This is a genomic window from Pseudomonas sp. NFACC56-3 (assembly GCF_900100025.1).
Lineage (GTDB): Bacteria > Pseudomonadota > Gammaproteobacteria > Pseudomonadales > Pseudomonadaceae > Aquipseudomonas > Aquipseudomonas fluorescens_AA.
Genome location: NZ_FMTK01000007.1, coordinates 80,484 through 106,636, shown reverse-complemented (window position 1 = coordinate 106,636; position 26,153 = coordinate 80,484). Strand labels below are relative to the sequence as shown.

Annotated in this window: 27 protein-coding genes and 1 pseudogene; 19 read left to right on the top strand and 9 right to left on the bottom strand. The window is 60.0% G+C overall.

Annotated elements, in window-relative coordinates; genetic code table 11:
* Positions 1-10 precede the first annotated feature (10 nt).
* The 12 genes from BLO80_RS12645 (at position 11) to BLO80_RS12585 (ending at position 13,241) form a co-directional block, all read left to right on the top strand.
* A complete protein-coding gene (locus BLO80_RS12645) occupies positions 11-2,113 on the top strand; it encodes a chemotaxis protein CheA (protein WP_092328224.1) in 2,103 nt (700 codons plus the stop codon).
* A gap of 33 nt (positions 2,114-2,146) precedes the next feature.
* Positions 2,147-3,805, top strand: coding sequence for a methyl-accepting chemotaxis protein (locus tag BLO80_RS12640; protein WP_092328089.1), 1,659 nt, complete (start codon positions 2,147-2,149; stop codon positions 3,803-3,805).
* Between the two features lie 39 nt (positions 3,806-3,844).
* A complete protein-coding gene (locus tag BLO80_RS12635; protein ID WP_092328091.1) occupies positions 3,845-4,381 on the top strand; it encodes a chemotaxis protein CheW in 537 nt (178 codons plus the stop codon).
* On the top strand, positions 4,378-5,214 hold the full coding sequence (locus BLO80_RS12630) for a CheR family methyltransferase (protein WP_072406645.1): 837 nt from the start codon (positions 4,378-4,380) through the stop codon (positions 5,212-5,214). The genes BLO80_RS12635 and BLO80_RS12630 overlap by 4 nt, the downstream gene beginning before the upstream one ends.
* Positions 5,211-5,708 carry a chemoreceptor glutamine deamidase CheD gene (gene cheD / locus BLO80_RS12625; protein WP_092328092.1) on the top strand — a complete coding sequence of 166 codons (498 nt, stop codon included), beginning with the start codon at positions 5,211-5,213 and terminating at the stop codon, positions 5,706-5,708. Before BLO80_RS12630 ends, cheD begins: the two co-directional genes overlap by 4 nt.
* A 2-nt stretch (positions 5,709-5,710) precedes the next feature.
* On the top strand, positions 5,711-6,784 hold the full coding sequence (locus BLO80_RS12620) for a protein-glutamate methylesterase/protein-glutamine glutaminase (RefSeq protein ID WP_092328094.1): 1,074 nt from the start codon (positions 5,711-5,713) through the stop codon (positions 6,782-6,784).
* Positions 6,785-7,418: 634 nt separating this feature from the next.
* The gene (locus BLO80_RS12610) at positions 7,419-9,167 is read left to right on the top strand and encodes an ABC transporter permease (protein ID WP_092328095.1); all 1,749 of its coding nucleotides are present in this window, start codon (positions 7,419-7,421) and stop codon (positions 9,165-9,167) included.
* Between the two features lie 10 nt (positions 9,168-9,177).
* Positions 9,178-10,482: an ABC transporter ATP-binding protein gene (locus BLO80_RS12605; RefSeq protein ID WP_092328097.1), complete on the top strand. Its 1,305-nt coding sequence runs from the start codon at positions 9,178-9,180 to the stop codon at positions 10,480-10,482.
* Between the two features lie 58 nt (positions 10,483-10,540).
* A complete protein-coding gene (locus tag BLO80_RS12600) occupies positions 10,541-11,599 on the top strand; it encodes a sensor histidine kinase (RefSeq protein WP_092328098.1) in 1,059 nt (352 codons plus the stop codon).
* Positions 11,586-12,224 carry a response regulator transcription factor gene (locus BLO80_RS12595; RefSeq protein WP_092328100.1) on the top strand — a complete coding sequence of 213 codons (639 nt, stop codon included), beginning with the start codon at positions 11,586-11,588 and terminating at the stop codon, positions 12,222-12,224. Before BLO80_RS12600 ends, BLO80_RS12595 begins: the two co-directional genes overlap by 14 nt.
* 76 nt (positions 12,225-12,300) lie before the next feature.
* Positions 12,301-12,843: a hypothetical protein gene (locus BLO80_RS12590; RefSeq protein ID WP_092328225.1), complete on the top strand. Its 543-nt coding sequence runs from the start codon at positions 12,301-12,303 to the stop codon at positions 12,841-12,843.
* Entirely contained in the window at positions 12,843-13,241 is a 399-nt protein-coding gene (locus BLO80_RS12585) for a hypothetical protein (protein ID WP_218189372.1), read from the top strand. Before BLO80_RS12590 ends, BLO80_RS12585 begins: the two co-directional genes overlap by 1 nt.
* 53 nt (positions 13,242-13,294) lie before the next feature.
* Here the strand turns inward: BLO80_RS12585 and BLO80_RS12580 are convergent, their stop codons facing one another.
* Entirely contained in the window at positions 13,295-14,218 is a 924-nt protein-coding gene (locus tag BLO80_RS12580; RefSeq protein WP_092328101.1) for a DMT family transporter, read from the bottom strand.
* A 107-nt stretch (positions 14,219-14,325) separates the two neighbouring features.
* Here BLO80_RS12580 and BLO80_RS12575 point away from each other — a divergent pair, with 107 nt between their 5' ends.
* From BLO80_RS12575 to BLO80_RS12555, 5 genes and pseudogenes are all read left to right on the top strand, one after another.
* On the top strand, positions 14,326-15,192 hold the full coding sequence (locus BLO80_RS12575) for a LysR family transcriptional regulator (protein ID WP_092328103.1): 867 nt from the start codon (positions 14,326-14,328) through the stop codon (positions 15,190-15,192).
* Positions 15,193-15,912: 720 nt separating this feature from the next.
* Positions 15,913-16,226, top strand: a pseudogene (locus BLO80_RS12570) (type II toxin-antitoxin system RelE/ParE family toxin).
* 1 nt (position 16,227) lies between these two features.
* Entirely contained in the window at positions 16,228-16,728 is a 501-nt protein-coding gene (locus BLO80_RS30460; RefSeq protein ID WP_092328104.1) for an addiction module antidote protein, read from the top strand.
* Positions 16,729-17,128: 400 nt separating this feature from the next.
* Entirely contained in the window at positions 17,129-17,629 is a 501-nt protein-coding gene (locus BLO80_RS12560; protein WP_092328106.1) for an HIT family protein, read from the top strand.
* Positions 17,626-18,006, top strand: a complete 381-nt coding sequence (locus tag BLO80_RS12555; RefSeq protein WP_092328107.1) for a c-type cytochrome — start codon at positions 17,626-17,628, stop codon at positions 18,004-18,006. The genes BLO80_RS12560 and BLO80_RS12555 overlap by 4 nt, the downstream gene beginning before the upstream one ends.
* A gap of 90 nt (positions 18,007-18,096) precedes the next feature.
* Here BLO80_RS12555 and BLO80_RS12550 read toward each other — a convergent pair whose 3' ends face one another.
* From BLO80_RS12550 to BLO80_RS12520, 7 genes are all read right to left on the bottom strand, one after another.
* Complete coding sequence (locus tag BLO80_RS12550; protein ID WP_092253996.1) at positions 18,097-18,720, bottom strand: pyridoxamine 5'-phosphate oxidase family protein; 624 nt, start codon at positions 18,718-18,720, stop codon at positions 18,097-18,099.
* A gap of 35 nt (positions 18,721-18,755) precedes the next feature.
* Positions 18,756-19,274, bottom strand: a complete 519-nt coding sequence (locus BLO80_RS12545) for a GNAT family N-acetyltransferase (RefSeq protein WP_092328109.1) — start codon at positions 19,272-19,274, stop codon at positions 18,756-18,758.
* 36 nt (positions 19,275-19,310) lie between these two features.
* Positions 19,311-19,496 carry a hypothetical protein gene (locus BLO80_RS12540; RefSeq protein WP_092328110.1) on the bottom strand — a complete coding sequence of 62 codons (186 nt, stop codon included), beginning with the start codon at positions 19,494-19,496 and terminating at the stop codon, positions 19,311-19,313.
* 33 nt (positions 19,497-19,529) lie between these two features.
* On the bottom strand, positions 19,530-20,489 hold the full coding sequence (locus BLO80_RS12535; protein ID WP_092328112.1) for a hypothetical protein: 960 nt from the start codon (positions 20,487-20,489) through the stop codon (positions 19,530-19,532).
* A 406-nt stretch (positions 20,490-20,895) separates the two neighbouring features.
* Entirely contained in the window at positions 20,896-21,624 is a 729-nt protein-coding gene (locus BLO80_RS12530) for an SDR family oxidoreductase (RefSeq protein ID WP_175459495.1), read from the bottom strand.
* 140 nt (positions 21,625-21,764) lie between these two features.
* Positions 21,765-22,250: a nuclear transport factor 2 family protein gene (locus BLO80_RS12525; protein ID WP_092328115.1), complete on the bottom strand. Its 486-nt coding sequence runs from the start codon at positions 22,248-22,250 to the stop codon at positions 21,765-21,767.
* A gap of 216 nt (positions 22,251-22,466) precedes the next feature.
* Complete coding sequence (locus BLO80_RS12520) at positions 22,467-23,207, bottom strand: SDR family NAD(P)-dependent oxidoreductase (protein ID WP_092328116.1); 741 nt, start codon at positions 23,205-23,207, stop codon at positions 22,467-22,469.
* A 170-nt stretch (positions 23,208-23,377) separates the two neighbouring features.
* Between BLO80_RS12520 and BLO80_RS12515 the strand changes: the two genes are divergently transcribed.
* The gene (locus BLO80_RS12515) at positions 23,378-24,013 is read left to right on the top strand and encodes a TetR/AcrR family transcriptional regulator (protein WP_092328118.1); all 636 of its coding nucleotides are present in this window, start codon (positions 23,378-23,380) and stop codon (positions 24,011-24,013) included.
* 318 nt (positions 24,014-24,331) lie between these two features.
* Here the strand turns inward: BLO80_RS12515 and BLO80_RS12510 are convergent, their stop codons facing one another.
* The gene (locus tag BLO80_RS12510; RefSeq protein ID WP_092328119.1) at positions 24,332-25,081 is read right to left on the bottom strand and encodes a glucose 1-dehydrogenase; all 750 of its coding nucleotides are present in this window, start codon (positions 25,079-25,081) and stop codon (positions 24,332-24,334) included.
* A gap of 191 nt (positions 25,082-25,272) precedes the next feature.
* Between BLO80_RS12510 and BLO80_RS12505 the strand changes: the two genes are divergently transcribed.
* Positions 25,273-26,151: an AraC family transcriptional regulator gene (locus BLO80_RS12505; protein ID WP_092328121.1), complete on the top strand. Its 879-nt coding sequence runs from the start codon at positions 25,273-25,275 to the stop codon at positions 26,149-26,151.
* Positions 26,152-26,153 lie beyond the last annotated feature (2 nt).

Here is a 26,153-nt window from a genome sequence, read left to right as displayed (position 1 = left end):
GGAAATGAGCGTGAGCATCAATCTCGATCAGGCACAACAGACCTTCATCGTCGAGGCACGGGAACAGTTGCAGGCGATGGAAGAGTCGCTGCTGCAACTGGAAACCGACCCCGGCGACGATGACGCCATCGGCGCAATCTTCCGGGCGGCCCACACGATCAAGGGTTCGGCCGGCCTGTTCGGCCTGGAACCGATCGTCAGCTTCACCCACATTGTCGAAGACGTACTCGACCGCCTGCGCAACGGCAGCGTCGAGGTGGACGCCGGCCTGATTGCGGTGTTGCTCAAGTCCAGTGACCACATGCTGGAACTGATCAACGTGGCCGCCAATCAGGGCGGATCGCTGCCGCCACCGGCCCTGCAACGGGAAGTGGAGCTGTGCCAGATCCTGCAGGAATACCAGGCGCCCTCCCCGACCGCGGCGCCAACGTCGGCGCAGGAAACCGAAACCCGCGAACTCGGCGAAACGCGCCTCTGGCATCTTTCCCTGCGCTTCGGCCAGGACGTGTTCCGCAACGGCATGGACCCGCTGTCGTTCCTGCGCTACCTGCAAACCCTGGGTGAAATCGTCGACCTCACTACCCTGACCGACGCCCTGCCCGCCGCCGATGCCTGGGACGCCGAGTCCTGCTACCTGGGCTTCGACATCGCGTTTCGCTCGGCCGCCAGCCAGGGGGCGATCAACGAAGTGTTCGATTTCGTCCGGGAAGACTGCGAGATCGAGATCGTTGCCCAAGATGACGACATTGCGCCTCCGGCCAACACCGGCCTGATGACCACATCACCGGAACCGGCCGAGGAAACCACTGCGTTGGTCGCCACCGGCGAGTTGCTGTCCGACCAGCGCAAGACACCGCGCATGCCCGCCCAGATCGCCACCGACAAACAAGCGGTGACCAGCGACAGCAAGGCCAAGGACGGCACCTACGTACGGGTCAATGCCGACAAGCTCGACGAGTTGATCAACCTGGTGGGTGAACTGGTCATTGCCAGTGCCGGCGCCAGCCTGCTGGCCCGCACCTGCCACAACGACCCATTGCAGGAAGCCACCTCGTCGGTCTCCGGGCTGGTGGAAGAAATCCTCGACGGCGCCCTGCGCCTGCGCATGATCCCCATTGGCGAAACCTTCAACCGCTTCCGTCGGGTGGTGCGCGATGTCAGCCAGGAACTGGGCAAGGACATCGACCTGATCATCAGCGGCGCGGAGACCGAGCTGGACAAGACCGTGGTGGAAAAAATCGGCGACCCACTCATGCACCTGCTGCGCAACGCCATGGACCACGGCATTGAAACCGCCGAGGCCCGGCTGGCGGCCGGCAAACCGGTCAAGGGGCACCTGCACCTCAACGCGTATCACGACTCCGGCAGCATCGTGCTGGAAATCGCCGACGACGGCGCCGGCCTGAACCGCGACCGGATCCTGGAAAAAGCCCAGGAACGTGGCCTGGTACAGCCCGGTGCCAGCCCCACCGACCAGGAAATCTACAACCTGATTTTCGAACCCGGCTTTTCCACCGCCCAGGCCGTGACCAACCTTTCAGGGCGTGGCGTGGGCATGGACGTGGTCAAGCGCAACATCACCCTGCTGCGCGGCACCGTCGACCTGGACAGCCAGCCCGGCAAGGGCACCGTGGTGCGCATCCGCCTGCCACTGACCCTGGCGATCATCAATGGATTCCTGGTGGGCATCGGTCAGTCGACCTATGTGATACCGCTGGACATGGTCCAGGAATGCATCGAGCTGAGCGAAGACGATGGGCTCGCCAGCCGCGAGCAAGGCTACCTCGACCTGCGCGGCGAGGTGCTGCCCCTGGTCTACCTGCGCGATCACTTCAGCCACGAAGGCCCGGCGGCGCGTCGGCAGAACGTGGTGGTGGTGCGCTACGCAGAACTCAAGGCCGGGCTGGTGGTGGATGACTTGCTGGGTGAATTCCAGACCGTGATCAAACCGCTGGGCAAGCTGTTTGGCGCCCTTCGCGGCATCAGTGGCTCGACCATCCTGGGCAGTGGCGCCGTGGCGTTGATTCTCGACGTACCGGCGCTGCTCACCGAGATCGCCCAGACAGAAAACCGCTACACCCCGACTCAATTACAACAAGCCAATGCTCGCTGACGCTTTAGCAATTCCATGGAGAGGTACTTCCCAATGAAATGGTTCTACGATCTTAGAATCGCCACCAAACTGATCACTTCATTTCTTGTGGTGCTGGCCCTGACAGCCGTCATGGGGGTGTTCGCGATCATCCAACTGGGCGAGGTGAACAGCACCACCGTCGAGATCCGGGAAAACTGGATGCCTTCCATGCGTGCGGCCTCGGGCATGCGTTTCTACGGGGCAAACTACCGCCTCAAGGAAAACCGCCACATTACCGCCGATTCCGAACAGGAACGCCTCGCCGTCGAACAAGAAGCGGAAGAAGCCAAGAAGGGTTTTGAAACCCGCATGGCGACCTATGAAAAACTGCTCTCCAACGCGGAAGATCGCCAGCTGTTCGAAACCACCCGCAATGACTGGGCCGCTTACCTCGCCGTAAGCAAGGACCTGCTTGCGCTGTCTCGGCAAAACCTGACCGAGCAAGCCCATGCACTGCTCAAGGGCGAATCCAAGCGTCAATTCGACCTAGTGGTCAACGACCTGCAAAAGCTGGTGGAACTCAATGACGCCGGCGCTGGCGCCGCCAGCGAGCGTGGCGCAGCGCTGTTTGAAAAGTCGCGCCTGTCGATCATCGTCGCGCTGATTGCTGCCCTGCTGGTGGGCCTGGGCCTGGCGCTGTTCATCTCGCGCATCATATCCCGCCCCTTGAAACAGGCCGCGACCGTCGCCGAGCAATTGGCCGAAGGCAACCTGAACGCAAAAATCGAAGGCGGCTCCAAAGACGAAACCGGCATGGTGCTCAACGCCATGCAGAACATGATCGGCAAGCTCTCGCACATCATTGGCGAAGTGCGTAACGCCGCAGACAACCTGGCCAGTGCTTCCGAAGAAGTCAGCGCCACCGCGCAATCGATGAGCCAGGCCACCAGCGAGCAGGCGGCCAGTGTCGAGGAAACCAGTGCGTCCATCGAGCAGATGAGCGCCAGCATCAACCAGAACACCGAGAACGCCAAGGTCACCGATGGCATGGCCAGCAAAGCCGCCAAGGAAGCCACCGACGGCGGCGAATCGGTGCAGCAGACCGTGGTGGCGATGAAGAAAATCGCCCAGCGCATCAGCATCATCGACGACATCGCCTACCAGACCAACCTGCTGGCGCTCAACGCGGCCATCGAGGCGGCCCGCGCCGGTGAACACGGCAAAGGCTTCGCCGTGGTCGCCGCCGAAGTGCGCAAGCTGGCCGAACGCAGCCAGGTGGCCGCCCAGGAAATCGGCGAGCTGTCTTCCAGCAGCGTCGATATGGCGGAAAAGGCTGGGAACCTGCTCAACGAGATGGTCCCCTCGATCAACAAGACCTCGGACCTGGTGCAGGAAATCAGCGCCGCCTCCGAAGAGCAGGCCGCCGGTGTGGCGCAGATCAACACCGCCATGACCCAGCTCAACCAGGTGACCCAACAGAACGCCTCCAGCAGCGAAGAGCTGGCCGCCACCGCCGAGGAAATGAGCAGCCAGGCCGAACAGCTGCAACAGGCCATGAGCTTCTTCACCTTGGACACGCCGCCCAAGTCTGCTGTGCAAGTTGCCAGGGTCGATAACACCCCCGGCTCCTCCGGCCGCAAACCGACGCGGGCACCGGCACCGATCATGCCCAAGGCGTTTGCCTACAACATGGCCAGCGCCCCGGACGAATCGGAATTCACCCGGTTCTGATGGCCCGGTTCCACTGGCTTGCTTAAAGGAGAAAAAGCAATGGGCGCCATCGCGACCACACGTCAGACCGCCATCGCGGTCGAGGAAGAAGCGCAATACCTGACGTTCATGCTCGGCACGGAGATGTTTGCCATCGGCATCCTGTGCATCAAGGAAATCATCGAGTACGGCAACCTGACCGTGGTACCGATGATGCCAACCTTCGTGCGCGGGGTGATCAACCTGCGGGGCGCGGTCGTGCCGGTCGTTGACCTGTCGGCCCGTTTCGGCCGGCCGAATTCGGCGATCAGCCGGCGCTCGTGCGTGGTGATCATCGAGGCGTCCAGTGCCGACGGCCAAGCCCAGGACATTGGCCTGCTGGTGGACACGGTGTCGGCGGTGCTGGAGATCCCGGCTTCGCAGATCGAGCCGCCACCGAGCTTCGGTGCGAAGATCCGGGCCGATTTCATCAGTGGCATGGCCAAGGTCGATGGCAAGTTCGTCATCGTGCTGGAGGTGGACCGCGTGTTGTCCATCGACGAAATGTCCCAACTCGCCGAAACCAGCCCGAACGCGCTGGAAGTGGATGCCCCGTGAACGCCGATAGCTGCAAGGAACGCCCCGCGAACGCGCTGGCGCTCAGTGACCGAGAGTTCGGCCAGTTCCAGTCCTGGCTGTACCAGGCCGCCGGCATCAGCCTGTCCGAGGCCAAGAAAGCCCTGGTGGCCGGGCGTCTGTTCAAGCGCCTCAAGCACTATGGGCTGGACAGCTACGGCGAGTATTTCAAGCTGATCATGAACGGCCAGCGCACCGATGAATTACAAGTGGCGCTGGACCTGCTGACAACCAACGAGACCTACTTTTTCCGCGAGCCCAAACATTTCGATTTCCTGCGCCAACACGTACTGCCCCACGCAACGCCGGGCAAGACCTTCCGCCTGTGGAGCGCGGCCAGCTCTTCCGGGGAAGAACCCTATAGCCTGGCCATGACCCTGGCCGAAGGGCTGGGCACCACGCCCTGGGAAGTGATCGGTTCGGACATCAGCAGCCAGGTGCTGGCCAAGGCGCGCTCCGGGCATTACCCGATGGAGCGCGCCCGCACCCTGCCCCAGCCGCTGCTGGTGAAATACTGCCTCAAGGGCACCGGCAGCCAGCAAGGCACGTTCCTCATCGACCGGGCGTTGCGCAACCGGGTCAACTTCATCCAGGTCAACCTCAACGACACGTTGCCGGAGCTGGGGGAGTTCGATGTGATCTTCCTGCGCAACGTCATGATCTATTTCGACCAACCGACCAAAAGCAAAGTGGTCGCCCGCTTGATCCCTCGGCTCAAGCCCGGCGGGTATTTCATCGTCAGCCACTCGGAGAGTCTCAACGGTGTGTCCGATGCGTTGAAACTGGTGGCGCCCTCGATTTACCGCAAACCATGAACGCCGCCATCAGAGCAGTGGCCGAGGAGTACCTGGCGCCAGGGGAGTTTCGCTTCGCCACCTGTCCGACCCGCCTGCGCACCATTCTTGGCTCTTGCGTGGCGATTACGCTGTGGCACCCCGAACGCAGGATCGGTGCCATGTGCCACTTCATGCTGCCCAGTCGAGTGCGCTGCTCCACCACACTGAACGGCCTCTACGCCGACGAAGCCATCGAACTGTTCATCCGTCAGGCCCGGGCGCACCACACCGACCCCGAGGACTACCAACTCAAGCTGTTCGGCGGCGGGGAGATGTTCCCCGAGCTGCAACGCCATGTGCCCTACGGCGATGTGGCGCGACTGAACGTCAACGCCGCGCTGGAAATGGCCGCCCTCTACCGCCTCGACCTGATCGCCCAGGACATGGGCAGCACTGGCCACCGCAGCATCATCTTCGACCTGTGCAGTGGCGATGTGTGGGTCAGGCACCACCCCATAAGGACCCGGCACTGACCATGTCAAAAAAGATCAATGTACTGCTGGTGGATGACTCTGCCGTGGTTCGCCAGGTGTTATTGGCGATTCTCAGCGAGACACCGGACATCCACGTCATGGGCGCGGCGTCCGACCCGATTTTCGCCATGGATAAACTGGCCAAGGAATGGCCCGACGTGATCGTGCTGGACGTGGAAATGCCGCGCATGGACGGCATCACCTTCCTGAAGAAAATCATGAGCGAACGCCCCACCCCGGTGGTGATCTGTTCGTCCCTGACGCCCCGGGGCGCGGAAACGACGTTGCAGGCGATGGCCGCCGGTGCGGTGGAAATCATCACCAAGCCCACCACCGGGCTGAAGAACTTTCTGTTGGAGTCGGCGCCGGAATTGGTGTCGGCGATCCGTGCCGCCGCCCAGGTCAACGTGCGCAACCTCGGCAAGCGTCCCGCCCCGACGACGCTGACACCGGCGACCAAACTCACCGCCGACGCCATGCTGCCCGCCGCCAACGGCCATGCCATGGCGCAGACCACCGAACGCATCGTCGCCCTGGGCACCTCTACCGGCGGCACCCAGGCCCTGGAAGCGGTGCTCACCGCCTTGCCACGGGTCTGTCCGGGGATCGTCATCGTCCAGCACATGCCGGAAAAATTCACCGCCTCGTTCGCTGCCCGGCTCAACAGCCTGTGCCAGATCGAAGTGCGCGAAGCCCGTAACAACGACCGCATCCACCCGGGCCTGGCGCTCATCGCCCCGGGCGGCAAACACATGATGGTGACCCGTAGCGGCGCGTTCTACCATGTGCAAGTGGTGGACGGTCCGTTGGTCAACCGCCATCGCCCCTCGGTGGATGTATTGTTTCGCTCAGTCGCCAAATTCGCCGGCCGCAACGCCACCGGCATCATCATGACCGGCATGGGCGACGACGGCGCCCGCGGCCTGAAGGAAATGCTCGACGCCGGCGCCGCCACTGTGGCCCAGGACGAAGCCAGTTGCGTGGTCTTCGGCATGCCCAAGGAAGCGATCAAACTCAATGCTGCGCAGCGGGTGATGGGGTTGCAGGACATTGCGCAGGTGATCTTGCATCGGTAACAGATAAAAAAGGCAATCAAAACCTGTGGGAGCGAGCTTGCTCGCGATAGCGGCGGACCATTCAACATGGATGCAAGCTGTACCACCGCTATCGCGAGCAAGCTCGCTCCCACAGTGGAGTTGTGGCGAGGCGCGATCCCTCGTCACAGAAGCTTCAGCAGCCTGTGCCTATACGGGCGAAATCGTCGCCAGCACGCCGATCAAAAGCGTCAGTGCCAAAAACCCACCTAGAAAAATCGCCATCTTCGCCATGAGCACTCCTGGACCAAAAAAAAGCAGCACACGGGCAGCTCGATAGGCTGGCCGCGTGGTTATTCTGGGGCCGGGCCCGGGCTCATTACAGAGGCACCTGACGCAGGAAAATACGGATCAGACGAACACCCTCCTACCCTCCTCGCACAATTTCAGCGAGCAACAAAAGATAAAGCCCTGCCGCAGAGTTCTCTCACCGAAGGGAACGGATATACCAACGTATATTTTCATGTCCCAAGTCAGCGTGGTCATCGACCCGGGCAGCACTTAATCTTGCCGGGCATTTAACGCCACCGTTCAAGTGCGCTTCAACTTCATGACTTCCGATGATCGCCAGTGTGGTCGCAGCCCTGATTCCAAAGCTTAGTTAAAGAGGTGATCCATGCGCCCTTCATTCCTTGCACCCGCATTGACGCCCTTCAAAAACAGAGGACAACTCCCCGCCCACTCCTGGCGCGCCGACATGGCGCTATTGGGCCTGCTGGTGCTCTTGGCTGCCTTTGTATTCCATGGCCTGGATCAGATGAACCAGCCCCTCGGTGTGCTGGACGCTTCGCCACTGTCCCTGGAGCTGGTGCACCTGCCGGAATATGCCTTGCGCACCACGTTGCGCATGTTCATCGCCTTGTTCGTTTCATTGGTTTTTTCCCTGGTCATTGCCACCTTGGCAGCCAAAAGTCGCAAGGCGGCAATGCTTATCCTGCCGGCGCTGGATATTCTCCAATCCGTGCCAGTCCTGGGCTTTCTCACTTTTACCGTTGTGTTCTTCATGGGACTGTTCCCGGGCAAGGAGACCGGCGTGGAGTGCGCGGCGATCTTCGCCATCTTCACCAGCCAAGTCTGGAACATGACCTTCAGTTTCTATCAATCGCTGAGAACCGTGCCCAACGATCTCTACGACGTCAGCCGACAGTTCTCGTTTTCGCCATGGCAACGTTTTGTCAGGTTGGAGCTACCGTTCGCCACGCCGGGCCTGGTGTGGAACATGATGATGTCGATGTCCGGCGGCTGGTTTTTCGTCGTCGCGTCCGAAGCCATTACCGTCGGCGACACCACCGTCAGCCTGCCGGGCATCGGTTCATGGCTGGCGCTGGCGATCGAGCAGCAAAACATCGCCGCGATCGCTTGGGCGGTGCTGACCATGGTTGGGGTGATCATTGCCTATGACCTGCTGTTTTTCCGGCCGATTGTCGCCTGGGCGGACAAATTCCGCTTTGAACAGACCGCCTCCCAGAAACGCCCACGGTCCAGGGTCTATGACCTGCTGCGCTCGACTCGCCTGGTGCCCTTGGTGCTGCTGGCGCTGGGCAGCATCAAGGCGTCGTTGTTTCTGGAAAAGATCCCTCGGCTACCGTCCATCCGCTTCAAGACCAGCCCCCGCGTCAGCCGCGCCGCCGACCTGGCTTGGCTCGCCCTGGTCGCCGCGGCCTGCATCGCCGGCATCCTGCACCTGTCGCGTTTCATTGGCAGCACCTTGGGCTGGGACGACGTCGCCAGTACCTTCGGCCTGGGCCTGGCCACCCTGTTGCGAGTCAGCGTGCTCATCGTATTGGCCAGCGTATTGTGGGTGCCCATCGGCGTCTGGATCGGCTTGAACCCGCGCTGGGCCGAACGCCTGCAACCCGTCGCGCAATTGCTGGCGGCCTTCCCCGCCAACGTGCTGTTTCCGTTTGCGGTGATCGCCATCGTCGCCCTGAAACTCGACCCCGATGTCTGGCTCTCGCCGCTGATGATCCTGGGCACCCAGTGGTACATCCTGTTCAACGTGATTGCCGGTGCCAGCGCCCTGCCGACGGATCTGCGCGAGGCGGCGCGCAGCTTCCACGTACGCGGCTGGCAGTGGTGGCGCCAGGTCGCGCTGCCGGGCGTCTTCCCTTACTACATCACCGGCGCCCTCACGGCAGCGGGTGGCTCATGGAACGCCAGCATCGTCGCCGAGGCGGTGTCCTGGGGTGATCAGCATCTGTATGCATCCGGCTTGGGTGCCTATATCGCCCAGGCCACCACGGCCGGGGATCTGCATCGGGTGGCGCTGGGCGTCGTGGTCATGTCGATTTTCGTGGTCGGTTTCAACCGGTTGCTGTGGCGCCCGCTGTACGGTTTCGCCGAACGTCGGCTTCGAATTGATTGAGGGGAATCTCATGCAAGTGATAGACAAACGCTGCCTGGTGGATGTGCAGCAAGTCGGCCATGTCTACGGCACGGGCGGCGGTGCCGAGCGCCGGGTCCTGGACAATGTCTGCATGCGCTTGGACGAAGGCGAAATCGTCGGCCTGCTGGGGCGTTCGGGCTCCGGCAAATCGACCTTGTTGCGCTCCATCGCCGGCCTGATTTCGCCCACCACGGGGGTGGTGGATTTTCCGCCCAATGCCCAAGGACTGGCGAGTTCGGTGCGCATGGTGTTCCAGAGCTTCGCCCTGTTCCCCTGGCTGACGGTGCTGCAAAACGTCGAGATCGGCCTCGAAGCCTTAGGCGTGGCGGCGCCTGAGCGACGGCGGCGGGCGCTGGCCGCCATCGATATGATCGGCCTCGACGGCTTCGAAAGCGCCTTCCCCAAGGAACTGTCAGGCGGCATGCGCCAGCGCGTCGGCTTGGCCCGCGCACTGGTGGTCAATCCGGATGTGTTGTTGATGGACGAGCCGTTTTCCGCCTTGGACGTATTGACCGCCGAAACGCTGCGCACCGATCTGCTGGAGTTGTGGCGTGAGGGGCGCATGCCGATCAGGTCGATCCTGATGGTCACCCATAACATCGAAGAAGCCGTACTGATGTGTGACCGGATACTGATTTTTTCCTCCAACCCGGGTCGGGTCATGAGTGAGATCGCCGTGGACCTCAGCCAGCCGCGCAATCGCGCCGACCCGGCGTTCCAAGCCTTGGTCGAACACATTTACGTGCAGATGGCCGGCGGCGCGAATGTCGGTTCCGCACGCCAGGAGAGCTTTGCAGGCAGTGGCGTGGGCATGGTCCTGCCGTCGATTTCCAGCAATGCCCTGGCCGGGCTGATCGAAGCGGTGCAGGATCAGCCATTTGCCGGCCAAGCGGATTTACGCGAGCTCGCCGACGCATTGCGCTACACCGCCAGTGATCTTTTGCCCGTCGCCGAGGTGTTGCAGCTCCTGCGCCTGGCCGACCTGCAGGACGGCCACATCACCCTCCTGCCGGCCGGGCTGCGCTACGCCGAGTCAGCGGTGGATGAGCGCAAGCACCTGTTTGCCCGACACCTGCTTAAATATGTGCCGTTGGTGGGGCATGTGCGCCGGGTGCTGGACGACCGCCCCACCCGCACCGCACCGGCCAGGCGTTTCCGTGACCAACTGGAAGATTTCATGTCCGAGCACGATGCCGCTATTACGCTGGACTGTGTCACGCAATGGGGACGCTACGCCGAGTTGTTCGCCTATGACGAAGTGGCCGATCAGTTCAGCCTGGACAATCCATCCTGAGGTGCTGCGGTATAAACTGCGTGGATCGGTCATTGGAGCAATGCGCGATGGACATTCAATGAGAAGAACCCAACTGACCCTGCGCCTGCTGCTCCTGCTGGGGTTGGCCCTCGGCATCGCGGCGATCGATACGGTCACCGACCTGGAAATCGCGGTCGGGGTCTTCCAGATCGTGGTGGTGCTGATCGCGGTGAGAATCCTGCCGGCACGCGCCGTGGCCGGGGTCGCGCTGATCTGCATGGTCCTGACGATCCTGAGCTATCGGCTGACGCGTTTTGGCGACACCGAGGCCGGACTGATCAATGTGCTGATCAGCCTGGCGGCCATCGCCGGCACGACGTACCTGGCGCTGCGGCTCTCGGCCGCCGTGCGCACGGTGCACCAGACGCGCGCCCACCTGGCGCACATCGCGCGTATCAACATGCTCGGCGAACTCGCCGCCTCGATCGCCCACGAAGTCAACCAGCCCCTGGCTGCCGTGGCCGCCAGCGGCGGTGCCTGCCTGCGCTGGATGGCGACCGAGCCGCCCAACCTGCCCAAGGCCCGGCAGGCGGTGGAGCGGATCATCGCCGACACCCACCGGGCCAGCGATATCATCGCTCGGTTGCGCGGCATGGCCCGGCATCAAGCACCGACGAAGCAGTGGCTGAACGTGGCCGACACGGTCCATGCCGCGTTGCGCTTGATGACGGGCGAGCTGAACGAGCAGAACATCACTGTGCAGGTGCAGGTCCAGGACGGACTGCCGCCGATGCTGGCGGACGAAGTGCAGATCCAGCAAGTGATCCTGAACCTGGCGATGAACGCACTCGACGCCATGCGTCAGGTTGACGTCGAGCAGCGGATTCTGCAGTTTCAGGTGACGCTCGAATCGCCTGGGCAACTGCTCTTTTCGGTATCCGACCAAGGCAATGGCTTGCCGGCCAGCGACCGTGAACGGGTGTTCGACGCCTTCTACAGCACCAAGCAGGACGGCATGGGGATGGGCCTGGCCATCAGCCGCTCGATCATCGAGGCCCATGACGGACGACTCTGGGCCACCAGTCATTCGCCGTCAGGTTCGACCTTTCACTTCACGCTGCCCGCCGTCACAAGGGAATCCGATGAGCCAAACTGACATGCAAGACCAGCCCGACTCGAGGGTCTTCATCGTCGACGACGACCCATCGGTGCGGGCCTCACTGCAAGACTTGCTGGCCTCCGTGGGCCTGGCGAGCATGGCCTTCGGCTCGACCCGTGAATTCATGGATGCCGAACGACCGGACGTCCCGGCGTGCCTGATCCTCGACGTGCGCATGCCGGGCCTGAGTGGGTTGGATTTCCAACAGGAAATGGCGCGTTTGAATATTCAGGTCCCGGTGGTGTTCATCACCGCCCATGGCGACATTCCCATGTCCGTCAAAGCCATGAAGGCCGGAGCGCTGGAGTTCCTGACCAAGCCATTCCGCGAACAGGACCTGCTCGATGCAATCACCCTGGGCCTGAACCGCGACCAGGAACGGCGCAAGGCCGCGGCGAGTGTCGACGCGTTGAAACGTCGGCATGACGCGTTGACTGACGGCGAACGCGAGGTGATGGACCTGGTCGTGTCAGGGCTGTTGAACAAGCAGGTGGCCGCCCGACTGGGCTTGAGCGAGGTGACCGTGAAAGTGCGCCGCGGGTCGTTGATGCGCAAGATGGATGCGGACTCGTTGGCAACGCTGGTGAAGATGTCGGAAAAACTCAAGGAAGCAGATCGCTAGCGGCCCATGATCACGGCTATCATTGCCGTTCGCCCTGTTGCCGGGCGATGTCGCTGCCCCCCTCAAGGACTCAGGTATGAACCTTCTGCCGTCACGCTCCACCCTCTTCGTCTCCAGCCTTTTGCTCAGCTCGCTGTGCTTCGCCGAAGGCGAGCCAACCGACGGCAGCCTCATCAAGGACTCGACCAAGGCAGCCGTCTCAAGCTTCATTACCGCGGGCAAGAACCTGTTGGGCGGCGTCAGCGAAGGCGTGCTCGATGGCCGTGAATCGGTGCAGGGCACCGACGGCGCCGCGATCGTTGCCTCCGGCGAACAAATGAAAGACCGCATCGCCATCGAGGTGCTGAAGCTTGAGCCCAGCGACGAAAACGTCAGCGTCACCCTCGGCTTCAAAAACAGCACCGACACCCAACTGCGCCTGATCAACCTCGGCCAGACGGGCGTGCTGCTGGCCATTGACCAAGCAGGTTACGCCAACCGCCTCACCGGCCTGGACAACCCGGATGAAGTCACCATCCCGCCGAAAACCGCCGTACGCCAGAAGTTCGTGTTTGAAGGCATGAACGAGCCGGTCAGCACCGTACGGGTGTGGGGACAGGATTACTCGGTCAAAAAATAATGCGGCAACGTATCCGGATGACAGGCCTGGTTCTCGCCATGTGCACGCTTGCGGCCTGCGAGTACGGTTCAGAGCCGGACCCGCTAAAAACCGCCCTGCTCGACGCACCACCCGAGCTCGTCTTCAAGGGCCCGCTTGCGGGGCAGTCTGTTCACCTGGTTGTCCACAATTGCGCGGTTTACAGGATCGAGGGCCAGTCGGCAAAAGACATGGCCTGGACCGTGGTGCTGGAAACGGAGCCCTACCCTTTTTTCACCCATTGCGCGCGGCAGTCGCTGAGCAAGGGAGAGGATGGGGTGACGGTTGAGTTGGGGAAAATGGCGTTTGGGGCCGGCGGGTGCTGTGCCACGGGAGGAACCTACCGCACGACCGATGGACGCGGATGGAAAAAGTTGTAGGCGTAACTGCGCCGCTACAACGTCCAACCTCATTGCCTCCCTCCGCGACAGCATCAGCTGGCTTTTGCCCCATTACTCGGCCCAACACTCAACGCCAGCACGCTCATCAACACAATCACCGCCCCGACAATCACCATCATTGACGGGCGCTCGGCCAACACCAAAGAAGCCATCGACATCGCCGTGGGCGGTATCAGGTAAAGCGCCATGGAAGCGCGGCTCACGTTGCTGTGCGCCAGCACGTAGGCCCAAGCAAGGTATGCCAGCGCGCTGGGAAAAATACCGAGAACCAACACCGCCAGCTTCACCGACGCCGTAGCCTGTCGTGCCGCGCTCAACATGCCCGGCGCGAAAATGAACAAAAGGAGTGTGCCCGACCAGACGGTGTAACAAACCAGGGTCAAGCCGTCGTAGCGATGGGTATGGCGCTTCTGCAAAGCGAAATACACACTCCAGGACAGCGCCGCCAGCAGGATCAATAGCCCACGGGCGTCCATGTCACCCAAGCCTCGATCCCCCGTGACGACTATGGCAGCGCCAAGCAAGCCGCACAGGACACAGCCCCATTGCCAAGCGCCAACTCTTTCCTTGAAGACAGAATGCGCCAGCAACGTACTGAACAGAGGGGTGGACTGGGCCAGGACACTGGCCGCCCCAGCGCTGACACCCCGCTGCCCGTAATTGAGAGCGATGTGGTGCAGACTCACGGCAAAGAAACCCAACACCGCCAGCAACGGCCAATCCCCGAGACGTGGCCAGGCAATACCCTTCGCCATCGCGACGACGGCCATGAACACCGAAGCGATGAGAAACCGTACCAATGCCAGTTGACCCGGTTCGTAGGCCTGCAAGCCGATGCGAATACCAATTGGCGAATAGGCCCAGCAAAGAATCACGAACATCGTCGCCAGGATCACTTTTACGCGGGGTCTGCTGGGGTTCTTCAAGCCTTCAAACGGCACACAACGGGTTTCCATTCAGAGTTCCTGCGCACTGAGCGCCTGGTCTATTTACGCAGTATCAAAACCACCCACCCTCAATACAAGTGACTTAAACTCAGCCAACTATTCACTTTGGGTGAGTTATGGACCTGTCCCAACTGCGCATGCTCAAGACCGTCTGCGACACCGGCAGCATCGCCCGCGCCGCCGAAGTGCTGCACTGCGTGCCGTCCAACATCACGGCACGGCTCAAATCCCTGGAACGGGAGTTGGGTACACCGTTGTTTTTTCGTGAAGGTCGCGGCTTGCGGATCAGCCCAGCGGGCGAGGTGTTCCTGGGGTACGCGACAAAAATCCTCGGCCTGACGGAAGAAGCCCGCCGCGCGGTAAACCCCAGCCACACGCCAAGCGGACCGCTACGCATAGGCGCCATCGAATCCAGCGCCACGGGGCGCCTGCCGCAGTTACTGGCCAAATACCACGCGCAGTATCCTCAGGTGTCGCTGGAGCTGAGCACGGGGACCTGGGCGCAGTTGCTGGACGATACCCAGCGCCACCGGCTCGACGGTGTGATCGTGGCGGTCGATGTGGAGCGGCCGGGGCTCAAGCGCGCCGTGATGTACCGCGAAGACCTGATGCTCATCGCCTCCGAATCCCACGGCCCCTTACGCAACGCCGCCGACCTGCAAGGCAAGGCCATCTTCATGTGGCCCCCGGGCTGTCCGTACCGCCTTGCCCTGGAGCAGTGGTTGCTGCGCCATGACCAAGTGCAACCGATCATCAGCATCGCCAGTTATGGCGCCATTGTCGGCTGCGTCAGTGCCGGTGCCGGCATCTCGCTGGTGCCTCGTGGGATCTATGAGCAATACCGTCATGGTGCTGGCTGGATAGGGTATGAATTCCCTGAGCTGACGGGCATCGATAACCTTTTCTACTGGCATGAAAACGCTGGCCGGCATCCTGCCAGGGAAGCGTTTTTGACGATGTTGAAGACGGAGTTCGAAGGGTAGCCGCAACCGCCACAAAAACCATTGGGTTGGCGGTATCCCACTGACCACATTCTTGTGGCGAGGGGATTTATCCCCGTTGGGGCGCGAAGCGGCCCTAAAAGCCGACAACTCGGTCCACCGCCCAACACAAAACCCCGTGGCGAGGGAGCTTGCTCCCGTTGGACTGCGAAGCAGTCCTGAAAACCTGTGTACCAAGCCAAATCTCAGGGTTTGTTCGAAGGGCCGCTTCGCGGCCAGCGGAAGCAAGCTCCCTCGCCACAGGTTCTCATTAACCTTCCCTGTCAGCGCACAAACTGAAAAATGTTACACCGCTAAAGAAGGGTCCTAACCGCACTACGAGATCTGCTGAAACCGGCGTGATCCGACTGTTCCTACGGAACCTGAGATCGTCGGTTCGTTTCCAAATGGAAGTCTCACGATTCTTACGAAGCTCTCGGAATCCCTCACCTTGTCCGCCTTGGTTGCACAAATCTAAAGTCATTCCCGTCGCCCCAAAAGCGACCGGGTTTGGCGACCTGCGTATCGGATCAGCCTCCTAAACCAACTGGAGCAATCCCATGCAGAGATACCTCCCCATCACCGGCATCGACTCCCCTCCCGCTTCCCTGCACCTACTGCCAGCCGGAGCGACACCGTCGGCTTCATGTTCGATGAAAAGAACCATGATCTGCAGTCAATCTCCCATCCATCAGGAGTAGCCATATGGCTACAAGTGAGACTATGATCGATAAGAAAATGTACGAGATCCACCAGACGCCCGATTTTGAGGATTGGCTTGACAGTGTGAAGGATACTCAAGGAAAAGCGGCCATCTTGGCCCGCCTGGATCGCGCCCGAAATGGCAATTTTGGTGATTGCGAACCGATTGGCGATGGGGTGAGCGAAATGCGTGTTTTTATCGGGCCGGGGTACAGAATCTGCTTTGTACGCTCGGGAATCGCAGAGTACTTGATGCTCAGCGGAAGCGATAAAACAGATCAAAGACGAGGCATAAGAGAGCCAAAGTGATTCTTGATGCCCTGAGAGGTAAATGACATGAGCGACAAATTCAACCCTGGGAATATGCCGGTCCTTAGCCTCAGCACTGCCGGTACGACTCGTTACGAGGCTTCGCGCTTTCTCGATACCCCAGAAGCCATAGCGGCTTATTTGGCTGAAAGTATGAAAACCGATGATACGGAGAGCCTTATTCATGCTTTGGCCGAGGTCGCAAAAGCCAAAGGTGTCAATAAAGTCGCCAAAGATGCCGGAGTTAACCGTGAAAGCCTTTATAAGGTGCTGAAATCTGGAGCAAAAACGCGGTTTGAAACTATCAGGAAATTGATGACCGCGATGGGTGTGGAACTCACGGTACAACCGATTGCAACATTAGCAGTGGCTTCCAAAGCTGCGACTTCAAAAGTTGGAAAACCACCGGTCGCCGCATCAAAACCTACAGCAAAATCCGCCGCGAAAAAACCAGCCGTACCGGCGGCTAAACCAGACGCAAAACCTGCTGCGAGAAAATCAGCTACGGTCAAGCCTGCCGCATCGTAAAGACCTCCAAGCCTGCCCAGTGCTGGCAGTACAAATAACAAAAGGAGGATCGATAAGGGAGCGGAACTACTATCAAGCAAATAAATCAGCCCTCCTTTTATCCTGGTGACGAGGGGATTTATCCCCGTTGGGGCGCGAAGCTGCCCTAAAGCTGACAACTCGGTCCACCGCCCTCCGTGGCGAGGGAGCTTGCTCCCGCTGGACTGCGAAGCAGTCCTGAAACCTGCCAACACCGAGTATCCCGTCAACTCCCAGGGCTTGTTCGAAGGGCCGCTTCGCGGCCAGCGGAAGCAAGCTCCCTCTCCACAGGTTCTCATCAATCTTGCCTGTCAGCGCACGGCTGAAAAATGTTACATAGTTGAAGGATCGGTCCTAACCGCACTACGACAGGGAGTCAGCTTTGGAACCAGCACCACCGTTTATCCTCCATGAAACGAACCATTGGACAGTCAACCATCACTTGGCCTCTGCCCTGCCCGGCTACCTCATGCTCGGCGCCAAAGCTCACGTGAACTCATTGGCCCAATTGCCCGCGTCGGCGTTAGCGGAGCTGGGTGGCCTGATGGCACACATCCAGAGGGTCCTTGAAACACAGCTCAACCCCAAATGGCTGTACATCAGCCGATTCGGCCACGATCCCCGCTACCCGATCCACTTCCATTTCATCCCGGTGTACGACTGGGTCGAGGCGTTATTCTGGAAAGATACGCGGTACAGGCTGCTGGAGAGTTTTGGGAGTCAAGGGAATGCCCAGACATTGACCGATGGCGCGGAGCTGACGTTGTTCATTTGGCGGGAGTTTGGGGAGAGCACGACGCCGCCAACCATTCAGGGGCCGTCAATTGACCAAGTGATTGAAAGATTGCGTCAGTCATTCAACTCAGTTGTACCGGTCACATGAACATCAAAACATCATCCGTCGCTCTACTCGGCATCCTGTCATGCATACAAGCGTCAGCGTCCTTCGCGGACAACGCCAATGGGAAAACGCTCTATCTTCAGCGATGCGCCGTATGCCATGGCGCGGACATCAAGGGAACAGGGCCGTTGGCCAGGAAAAGCAACCCGCCAACCCCTGACCTTACGACACCCGCCTTCAAGAAACGACTGACCGATTACCCGGGTGTGATTGTCTCTTCAATCATACTTCGCCCAAATGGAAACCTGATTCCAAGGACCTTGCAGGAAAATGGCGTGAAGATCCCACCGCACCCTTGGAGCGTCAGGGACCTGCGCGATCTCCATCAATACATGAGTGACGTCATTTCAAATAAATGATCTTACGGGGAACTGCGCCTCGGCTTATCGACAACAACTGCAATACCCAGGGCTTCTCGGGACTGGGTATTGAAGTGTTCTATAACACCGTCAGTAAAGCGTATTGGCAACACGCTCCGGCAGAGCCTTGTCATAAGCGTCGCCATCGACCTGCGATGGGCAGATACGTTTGAACACCTCGCCCGCCGTAGGCAGTGCACTGCGCTCGATCTGCCGCTTCACGTCCCACAATCCCGCCCTGACCACTGCCCTGCTGCACTGGAAATAAACACTGGTTACGGTGACTTCCAGAACGGTTCGAGGGAGTTGCCCTTTTACTGCGAAGCGGGACAACAGGGCTGGCTCGACGGATATCCTGGCCGTGCCATTCACGCGCAAGGTTTCCCCCACGCCGGGCACGAGAAAAAGCAGCGCGACCCGGGGATCCTCGACGATGTTTCGCAGCGAATCGATACGGTTGTTGCCGCGGCGGTCGGGCAGATACAGCGTCTTGCTGTCATGGACATGAACGAACCCCGGCGCGTCGCCCCTCGGAGACGCATCCAGCCCTCCGGGGCCTGAGGAAGCGAGGATCACAAAGGATGCAGCCTCGATGAAGGGCTGGTAAACCGGATGGATATGGTCGACTTCCTTGAGGATCGAGGGTGCCGCGACGGGGCCGTAGAGGCTTTCCAGCGCTTGCGTCGTGGTGATGTAGGCGCTGTCCCGCTCCATGCTTGTCTCCGTTGCAGATGTTAAAAAAATCGTATTCAAGTGACTGACCAGACCATTGCACAACGGCTGCCCGGAGCATATCCACGTTGGTATTCGGCATTCAATATGGTCGCCAGTCGCGGTTCCAGGTCTTGGGTGGCTTTAGCCTGGAAACCCATGCTGGCATAAAACGGGGCGTTCCAGGGCACGTCGATGAATGTCGTGAGGGTGATCAAACGCAGTCCGTTGGAGCGGGCATAGTCCTGCGCAACTTCTATCAGCCGCCGCCCCAAGCCCTGGCCCTGCCAGGACAGTGCGACAGACACCTCATGGATATGAAGAGCCTCACCGCAGCGCTCGGCACTGAGAAATCCTTGTGGCCTGCTTTCGTCATCGAGGGCAACCCAGCACGTCGATAACGCAATGAGCTGGCGATGTCGCTCGACGGACATCGGCGGCGACTGCGCCACCCAGCTCAGCTCATCAATGCTGCGGAACGCCAGGACGGCGGACGCCTCGATGGCGGACAGGTGTTGTGCGTCGTCCGCCATTGCAACCCGAACAGTCACAGGCATGAATACCCCCTCGGTTGTGTGAATCGACTGACCCGATCAAGAACCTGGCAGGCCGCGCCCATTCGATGGCGCCGCCTGCGCAAGCATCAGCGCAATACCCCCTATGGTCAATGAGCCTCCCCTCATCAGCTCGGCCACCGCTTTCTCCAGAAAACCCAGGCAGCGTTCATTCAACCAAGTGCCCTCGGCGAGGCTGGGTTCTGCCAATACTCGAAGCAACATCGTTCCCAACTCCTGTTTCCTTAGACGCTGCCCTTAAGGCTTGGCATTCATGCGCCCCTGGATCGCCACGCGCAGGCAACCCCAGGCAATAAAGCCGATGATCAGGCCCTCGGCGATCCCCACCAGCAAGTTGAAGGAAAAGCTCAGCGGCTGCTCGGCCCAGTAGAACGTCGTCGAGCCCGTTCGAAAGCCACTGACGCGCAGCCGTCCGGTAAAAATGGCCGGCACCAAGGACATGACGTTAGTCAGTTCCAGCACCGCAAAGAAGGCGCCCAACAGCGTGAGCAAGGCACGCGCGGGCACGCCCAGTTTCTCGGTCGGCTCAGGCGCAGCAGCGTCACCCTTTTCCCGGCGCTGACGGGCTGCCCTTACCACCTTGCCGCTGGTAGGGGCCGGAGTTGGCCTATAGGGCACCTTCACAACCGGCGCCGCCCCCTCGACGACCTCAGTGGGCAGCGTCACGCCCAGGTAGTCGGCCAGCTCCCGCAGCCACAGGTCCGTGCGTTGACTGCCCGGCACCACCGGAACGTTGTCGGTGGTCAGGCGGTGCGCGGTGCCATCGCGCAGTATCAGCCACAGCTGGGTACGAGCTCGCCCAGCCTGCGGGAGGCGGCGCAGTTCGAGGGATTTGGCAGCATCGATCCGGAAGGCCGATTGCACACGCTCCCGGCGCCCGAAAAGGTTACGGGTCAGGCGCTTGCCTTCACCGTCGACCCGCGACAAGACCAACGTCTCGTGGACGCCGGTGTACACCACCAGCAGCAGGCCAAGGGCAGGAATCAGCAGCCACAGCAGCACCATTAATAGAGCGGACAGTGGATCCACCTCAGCCATCAACGAGGCCCCATCAACGATCACGAACACGGCGAACGCCATCGGCAAGATGAAGGCTAGCGCGCCTACCACCAGCACGAATGCGCTCTGCACCCGGTTGCGCGAGTGGATATGCAGATCACCCTGCGCGGTGCGCTCGAACCGATGTCCTATCAACATGCATGCCTCCTGTTGCGTTGCTTTGCAGACTGTTCGAGAGGCCGGGATGACGATTGGAACGCCTCGGGCCGGGATGGTGTTCCAGAGGCGCAGGATACCGGATGTCGCGGCCTTGGGGATGGGGTCGACGAGCGTTCTTTACTGGAAACTCTGGTGACCGACGGTGGGCATTCTGACTACATGAGCGAGAAGAACCTCGCATAATCCCTGGCATTGGCCCATTCGTATTCAGCTCAGCCCCCTACGTGCTTACTGTTAAAGCCGCGCTTGAGATTTGATTGGGCAGAGAGAGGAGACTGTCCTACCGTTCTAGGGCGTCCACTTTGGGGGCGGAAGCGGATGCTCGTATCTCTCCAGTAGGGGGCGCATCAATGATCCATGCGCAAGCGCGTGGCCATCACTTGAACTACCAAGGCTGCCGACCGTGACTTCCAAAAAATCCACCGGTAGGGCCGTCAGAACCAAGTAACGCCATCTTGATGGCTGTAGCCGCCCCCTCTTCAGGGGACAAAGTGCCTGAGTTGCCATTGAGATCAGTCCGGACGTGCCCAGGCTCAACTGCGTTCACTTTAATACCAAGCGGCTCCAATTCCTTTGAGAAGGAAACCGTTACAGCATTGAGTGCGACTTTGGAAGAGGTGTAGTCGAGGAGATTAACGGTGGAGTAGATCGAGGTCGGATCGGTGATCAATGCCAAGGAACCAACTCCGCTGCTCATCATTACGATCCGGGCTTGACCAGCAGCTTTCAATAGCGGTAAGAACGCTTGTGTAACACGAACAGGCCCGAACAGATTTACCTCGTAAACAGCTTTCATATCCTCCATCCGCACCTCACTGGGCGCTTTAGTCATGTCGACCGCGATCCCTGCGTTGTTAACGAGAATATCCAGCGCAGTAATCTTGCAGGCAAGTTCCGCGGCGGCACGCTGTACGCTCGCCTCGTCTGCCACGTCTAACTCAAGCAGTCCTGCGCAGAGTCCCTCACCACGCAACTGAGCCACGGCCTGCTCTCCCCGGAGACGATCACGTGCGCCAATCCATATAAAAAAACCAGCTTTAGCGAGCCCTTGGGCGATGGCCAGACCGATCCCTTTGTTTGCGCCGGTGACCAACGCTTGTCGTTTGTCGTTCACTTTGTAATTCCTCAATGGACTCGTGCTTGTTGCATTTGCCAAATAGGCACTCTGGTTTTCGCGCTCAATGCCGACCAGGATGTGACTACTGGTCTCATGCCCGCCCATTCAGCCAAGACGGGCATGAGTCGAGGCTGCTTTTACGCAGGCTGCGCTGCCGCTTCGCTTTGAGGACCCTTGACGTGGTGCTGTAGGTCGCCGGCAAAGCGCAAAGTCACCTCGCGACGAGTGAATCGCCATTCCCCATCATGCAGCTCGAACTGGTCGAGGTACTTGCCGGCGCAAATGGGCTGCAACGGAAAACCGTCGAGTTGTTGATGCACCGTGTAATAGCTTACCGAAGTGGCTTCATCACCCGAAGGAGAGACGTCGATCAGGACATTGGTAATCGAATGCCACGTGCGGGGCGTGCCGTCGGCATGAACCTGAAGGCCCGCTTCGAAGAACCCCAACAGCCCCTCTAACGAGGATGCTTCGTTGCCAAGAACATGGATCACCGCATGCTGAAGTACCTCGGCCACACCAGCGAAATCTCCGCTGTCGAGACGATGGATGTAAGTGGCATGTAGGCGATGAATTGCACTTTCAGCTGCGAGGCGTGCAAAGAGCTCTGGTTGATTACTCATGACTTTCTCCAAGGGAATAGCTCTTAAATAGAGAGGTATAGCGTTGACCACACGTTTGACGCGCTCAGCACAGGGCCTTGGCTGTGAGCCAATATGACTTCTGAAGAACGCTAATTTTGGTGCGTTGGTTGCCAGCCTCTTGGCCAGCGTTGAGCCGTTTCGAGGCTCGACGCATACACACCTAGGTTCACGTCGAGCAGGTAGCTGCGAGGCCTATTAGCTCTGCGACGCCCCACCATCAACGAACAATTCCACGCCATTGACATAGCTGGCGGCATCACTGGCAAGGAACCCCACGGCAGCACCAATTTCATGGGCCTGGCCGATACGCCCGATAGTGCTTTTTTCACTCAAGGACTTGATCACCTCTTCAGCGTGCTCCGCGAGCATGTTGCGCAGCGATTGCGTATCCACTGGACCCGGGCTTAGTAGGTTGATGCGTATCCCGCGGCCTTTGATGTCGAGCGTCCAGCTTCTCACCAGTGTTCGCAGTGCGGCTTTGGTCGCGCCGTACACACTCAAGCCGGGGCCGGGATCGATAGAGGCCGTGGAGCCAATGATGACAATGCTGCTCCCCTTTGCCATGAGCGGCAGCGCGCCCTGAACAGTGAAGGTCACGCCCTTCACATTGGTACTGAATACGCGGTCGAAATACGCCTCGGTGATGCTGCCCAGTGGGGCGATCTCACCCATACCGGCGTTGGCGACGAGCACATCGATTCGACCATGGCGATGTTTGATCTCGGCGAACAACGTCGCGAGATCGGCTAAAACCGAGACATCCGCAACCACCGCGCTGGCCCGCTCTCCGAGGCTTGAGAGCGCCTCGTTCAGCTGTTCCTGCCGACGCCCCGTAATCACCACAGTGGCGCCCTGTCCTGCCAGCTCTTGGGCAATGGCGAGGCCCAATCCCGAGGAGCCTCCGGTCACGAGAACGACTTTGTCTTGAAACGGCATGCTGATGCTCCTGTGTGCTGGAGGAATGAACTTATATAGCGAACACTACATAGCGCTAACGAACGACGCAAGCTATTTAGTGATTGCTATATAAATCCAGCATTCAGCGCAGTGCAGTTGCTCTGTCATATAGCGACCGCTACAATTGCGAGCACTCCAACGAGATCCTCATGAACGACAAAATCCGCCAACGCCGGCCTGCTTTCGACAGAGAGGCTGGAGTCGCCATTGCCCAGGCCATGTTCCACGAGCACGGCTTCGATGCGGTGAGCCTCACGGATCTGGTCGAAGCCATGGATATCAAGCCGCCAAGCTTCTATGCGGCTTATGGCAGCAAGGCTGAGCTGTTCGAAAAAGCCATGCTGCGCTACGCCAGTGAACATGCCCTGCCGCTGGACAAACTGCTGGCACCGGATCGGCCAGTGCCTGAAGCGCTCGCCGCCTTGCTGGTCGCGGCAGCGAAGCAGTACGGAAAAGACCCTATCTTACGAGGCTGCATGATCACCGAGGGCATGCGGGCGGACGATGAGGTTGCCCGCAACATGGCGCAAACCTTGGCCGATGGGGGCGTCAAAGCGATCCGGGATTATCTTGACCGAGCGCTTCCCGATAAAGCGCAATGCCTGACCGACTACCTTTCGATCACCTTACGCGGGCTATCAGCAGCCGCGTGCAATGGCATGCCCCGCAAAAGGCTAATTGAGGTTGCGCAGACGGCGGGTCGTTTCATTGCTCACGAGCTGGCTAGCTCGCAGGCTGGAAAACTACCAATCCGTGATCATCGTCCTGACGATCTTACTGGCTGACTCAACGCCTGAAACGGTCACCGGGGTTGAAAACCCGGCTAGTTCGCCGCTCAAAACTCTCCGTGCCGCATCTTTCGCCGCAAGCAACGTGAATGCGTAGCTGTTGATCGTCGATCACCGAGCGTGCCACAACTCCATCAACACTCGTTAGCGTGAAGAGTCACTTCACCCCCTATCACGGGGCAGCTCTAAGTTGACCAATCCGTGTATTCCCATTGGCTCAGCCGCGCCCAAATAACGAAACGCCCCTTGGCACGGCGCCATCGTAAGCGCTTGCTCTGGATAGAGATGTTTATCACCCGGATTTAGCCCGGCAAGTCAGTACCCCACACCACGAACACCGCCCGAAGCACGGATGGATTCGCCGGTTACCCAATGCGAATCTTCAGATGCCAGAAACACGGCCAATGGTGCAATGTCCTCAGGCTCCCCAAAACGTCCCAGCGGGGTTCCAGCCAACAGCTTCTCTCCTAGCTCACCCGTAAAGTTACCATCGGTAGCCGGGGTGTTCGTATGGCCTGGCAGAATCGAGTTGACCCTGATGCCCCGCGCGCCCAACTCCCTTGCCAGTGCGAAGGTCAAGGTATCGACCGCGCCTTTGGTAGCCGAGTACACGCTCGACGCCAAATAGGGGTCGGTACTGAGGATCGAGCTGATATTGATGATGCTGCCATTCGGCCCAAGCAGTTTGACCGCCTCACGCACCGCCAGAAGATAGCCCAGCACATTCAGGTTGAATTGCTTATGGAAGGCTTCTTCGGTTAGGTCATCGATCATCTCGAACACTGCAACACCGGCATTGTTGACCAGGATATCCAGAGTACGGTAGTTCGCACGGACCGTTTCAAACAGGCGCACCACATCGGTCGCCTGACTCATGTCTGCCTGCACGGCGAGCGCTGTTCCGCCGTTGGCCTCGATCCCGGCGACCACGGCATCGGCATCCGCCTGGCTGGTGCCGTAATTGACGATGACCGTTGCGCCCTGCGCTGCCAAAGCCTTGGCAATCCCAGCGCCAATGCCTTTGGATGCGCCGGTGACAACCGCTATTTTTCCTTCGAGTTTCATGACGTGCCCTTTTGAAGTTACGTGACAAATGGCTGCGTCGGTCTTTGGTATGGAAAACCGCAAGGCAACGCGCCGCTTGCCATCAGTATTCGGGCATCGACAGCGACGACGTTTGCCGGTTAATCGCACATGCTTGCCTATTCTTCTCAGTTGGCTTGCTATGGTCTGGGATATGGCTCACGGTGGGCGGCATGGATCAATCAATGGCAGACCTGCGCCGCATCGTGATGCGAGCGCAAGACAAGTGGACCGAGACCGGATTACCCCGCGTGGCGATGGTGCGTGCCGAGGCCTGTGCAAGTCAGGTCTATCAACCGATGCTGCACCTGGTACTTCAGGGCACCAAGACCTTGTCGATTGGAGAAGAAATTTCCAGGTATTCGGCAGGCCACTATTTTCTAGTGCCTGTGGAAGTGCCTGCCACGGGACAGATTAACGCAGACGCAGTTGACCAGCCCTATCTGGCGGTCAGCCTGACGCTAGACCCGGATGTGATCGCCGCGCTGTTGATGGACGAAGGCAAAACGCCAAGGCCACCGGAGAATACCTGTTTTGAAGGCGTCCTCGCGCCTGCGCAAATGATCGATGCGTGGCTGCGCATGATGCGGCTCATGGATCATCCCCACGAGGCTGCGATCCTGGCGCCGATGATCGAAAGGGAGATTCTGTTCCGCGCCTTGCAGGGACCGTTGGGTGGGATTCTGCGTGACATCGCGCGGCCGGATGGGCGGATGGCGCAGATCCGCCGCGTCACCCAATGGATTCGAGACCACTATACCGAGCCGTTTCGGGTAGAGCCGCTGGCAGTCATGGCGGAAATGAGTGCGGCGGCCTTCTATCGGCACTTCAAATCAGTAACGGCCATGACGCCGATCCAGTATCAGAAACGCCTGCGCTTGCTCCGGGCGCGGTGGCTGCTGCTGTTCGACACACTGGACGCGACGTCAATCGCCTATGCCGTGGGCTATGAAAGCGCCTCACAATTCAACCGTGAATACGCAAGATTGTTTGGTCTGCCCCCTGCGCGGGATGCAGCGAGATTCAAGTCTCCCCTCCCCGCCGCAGGCTGACG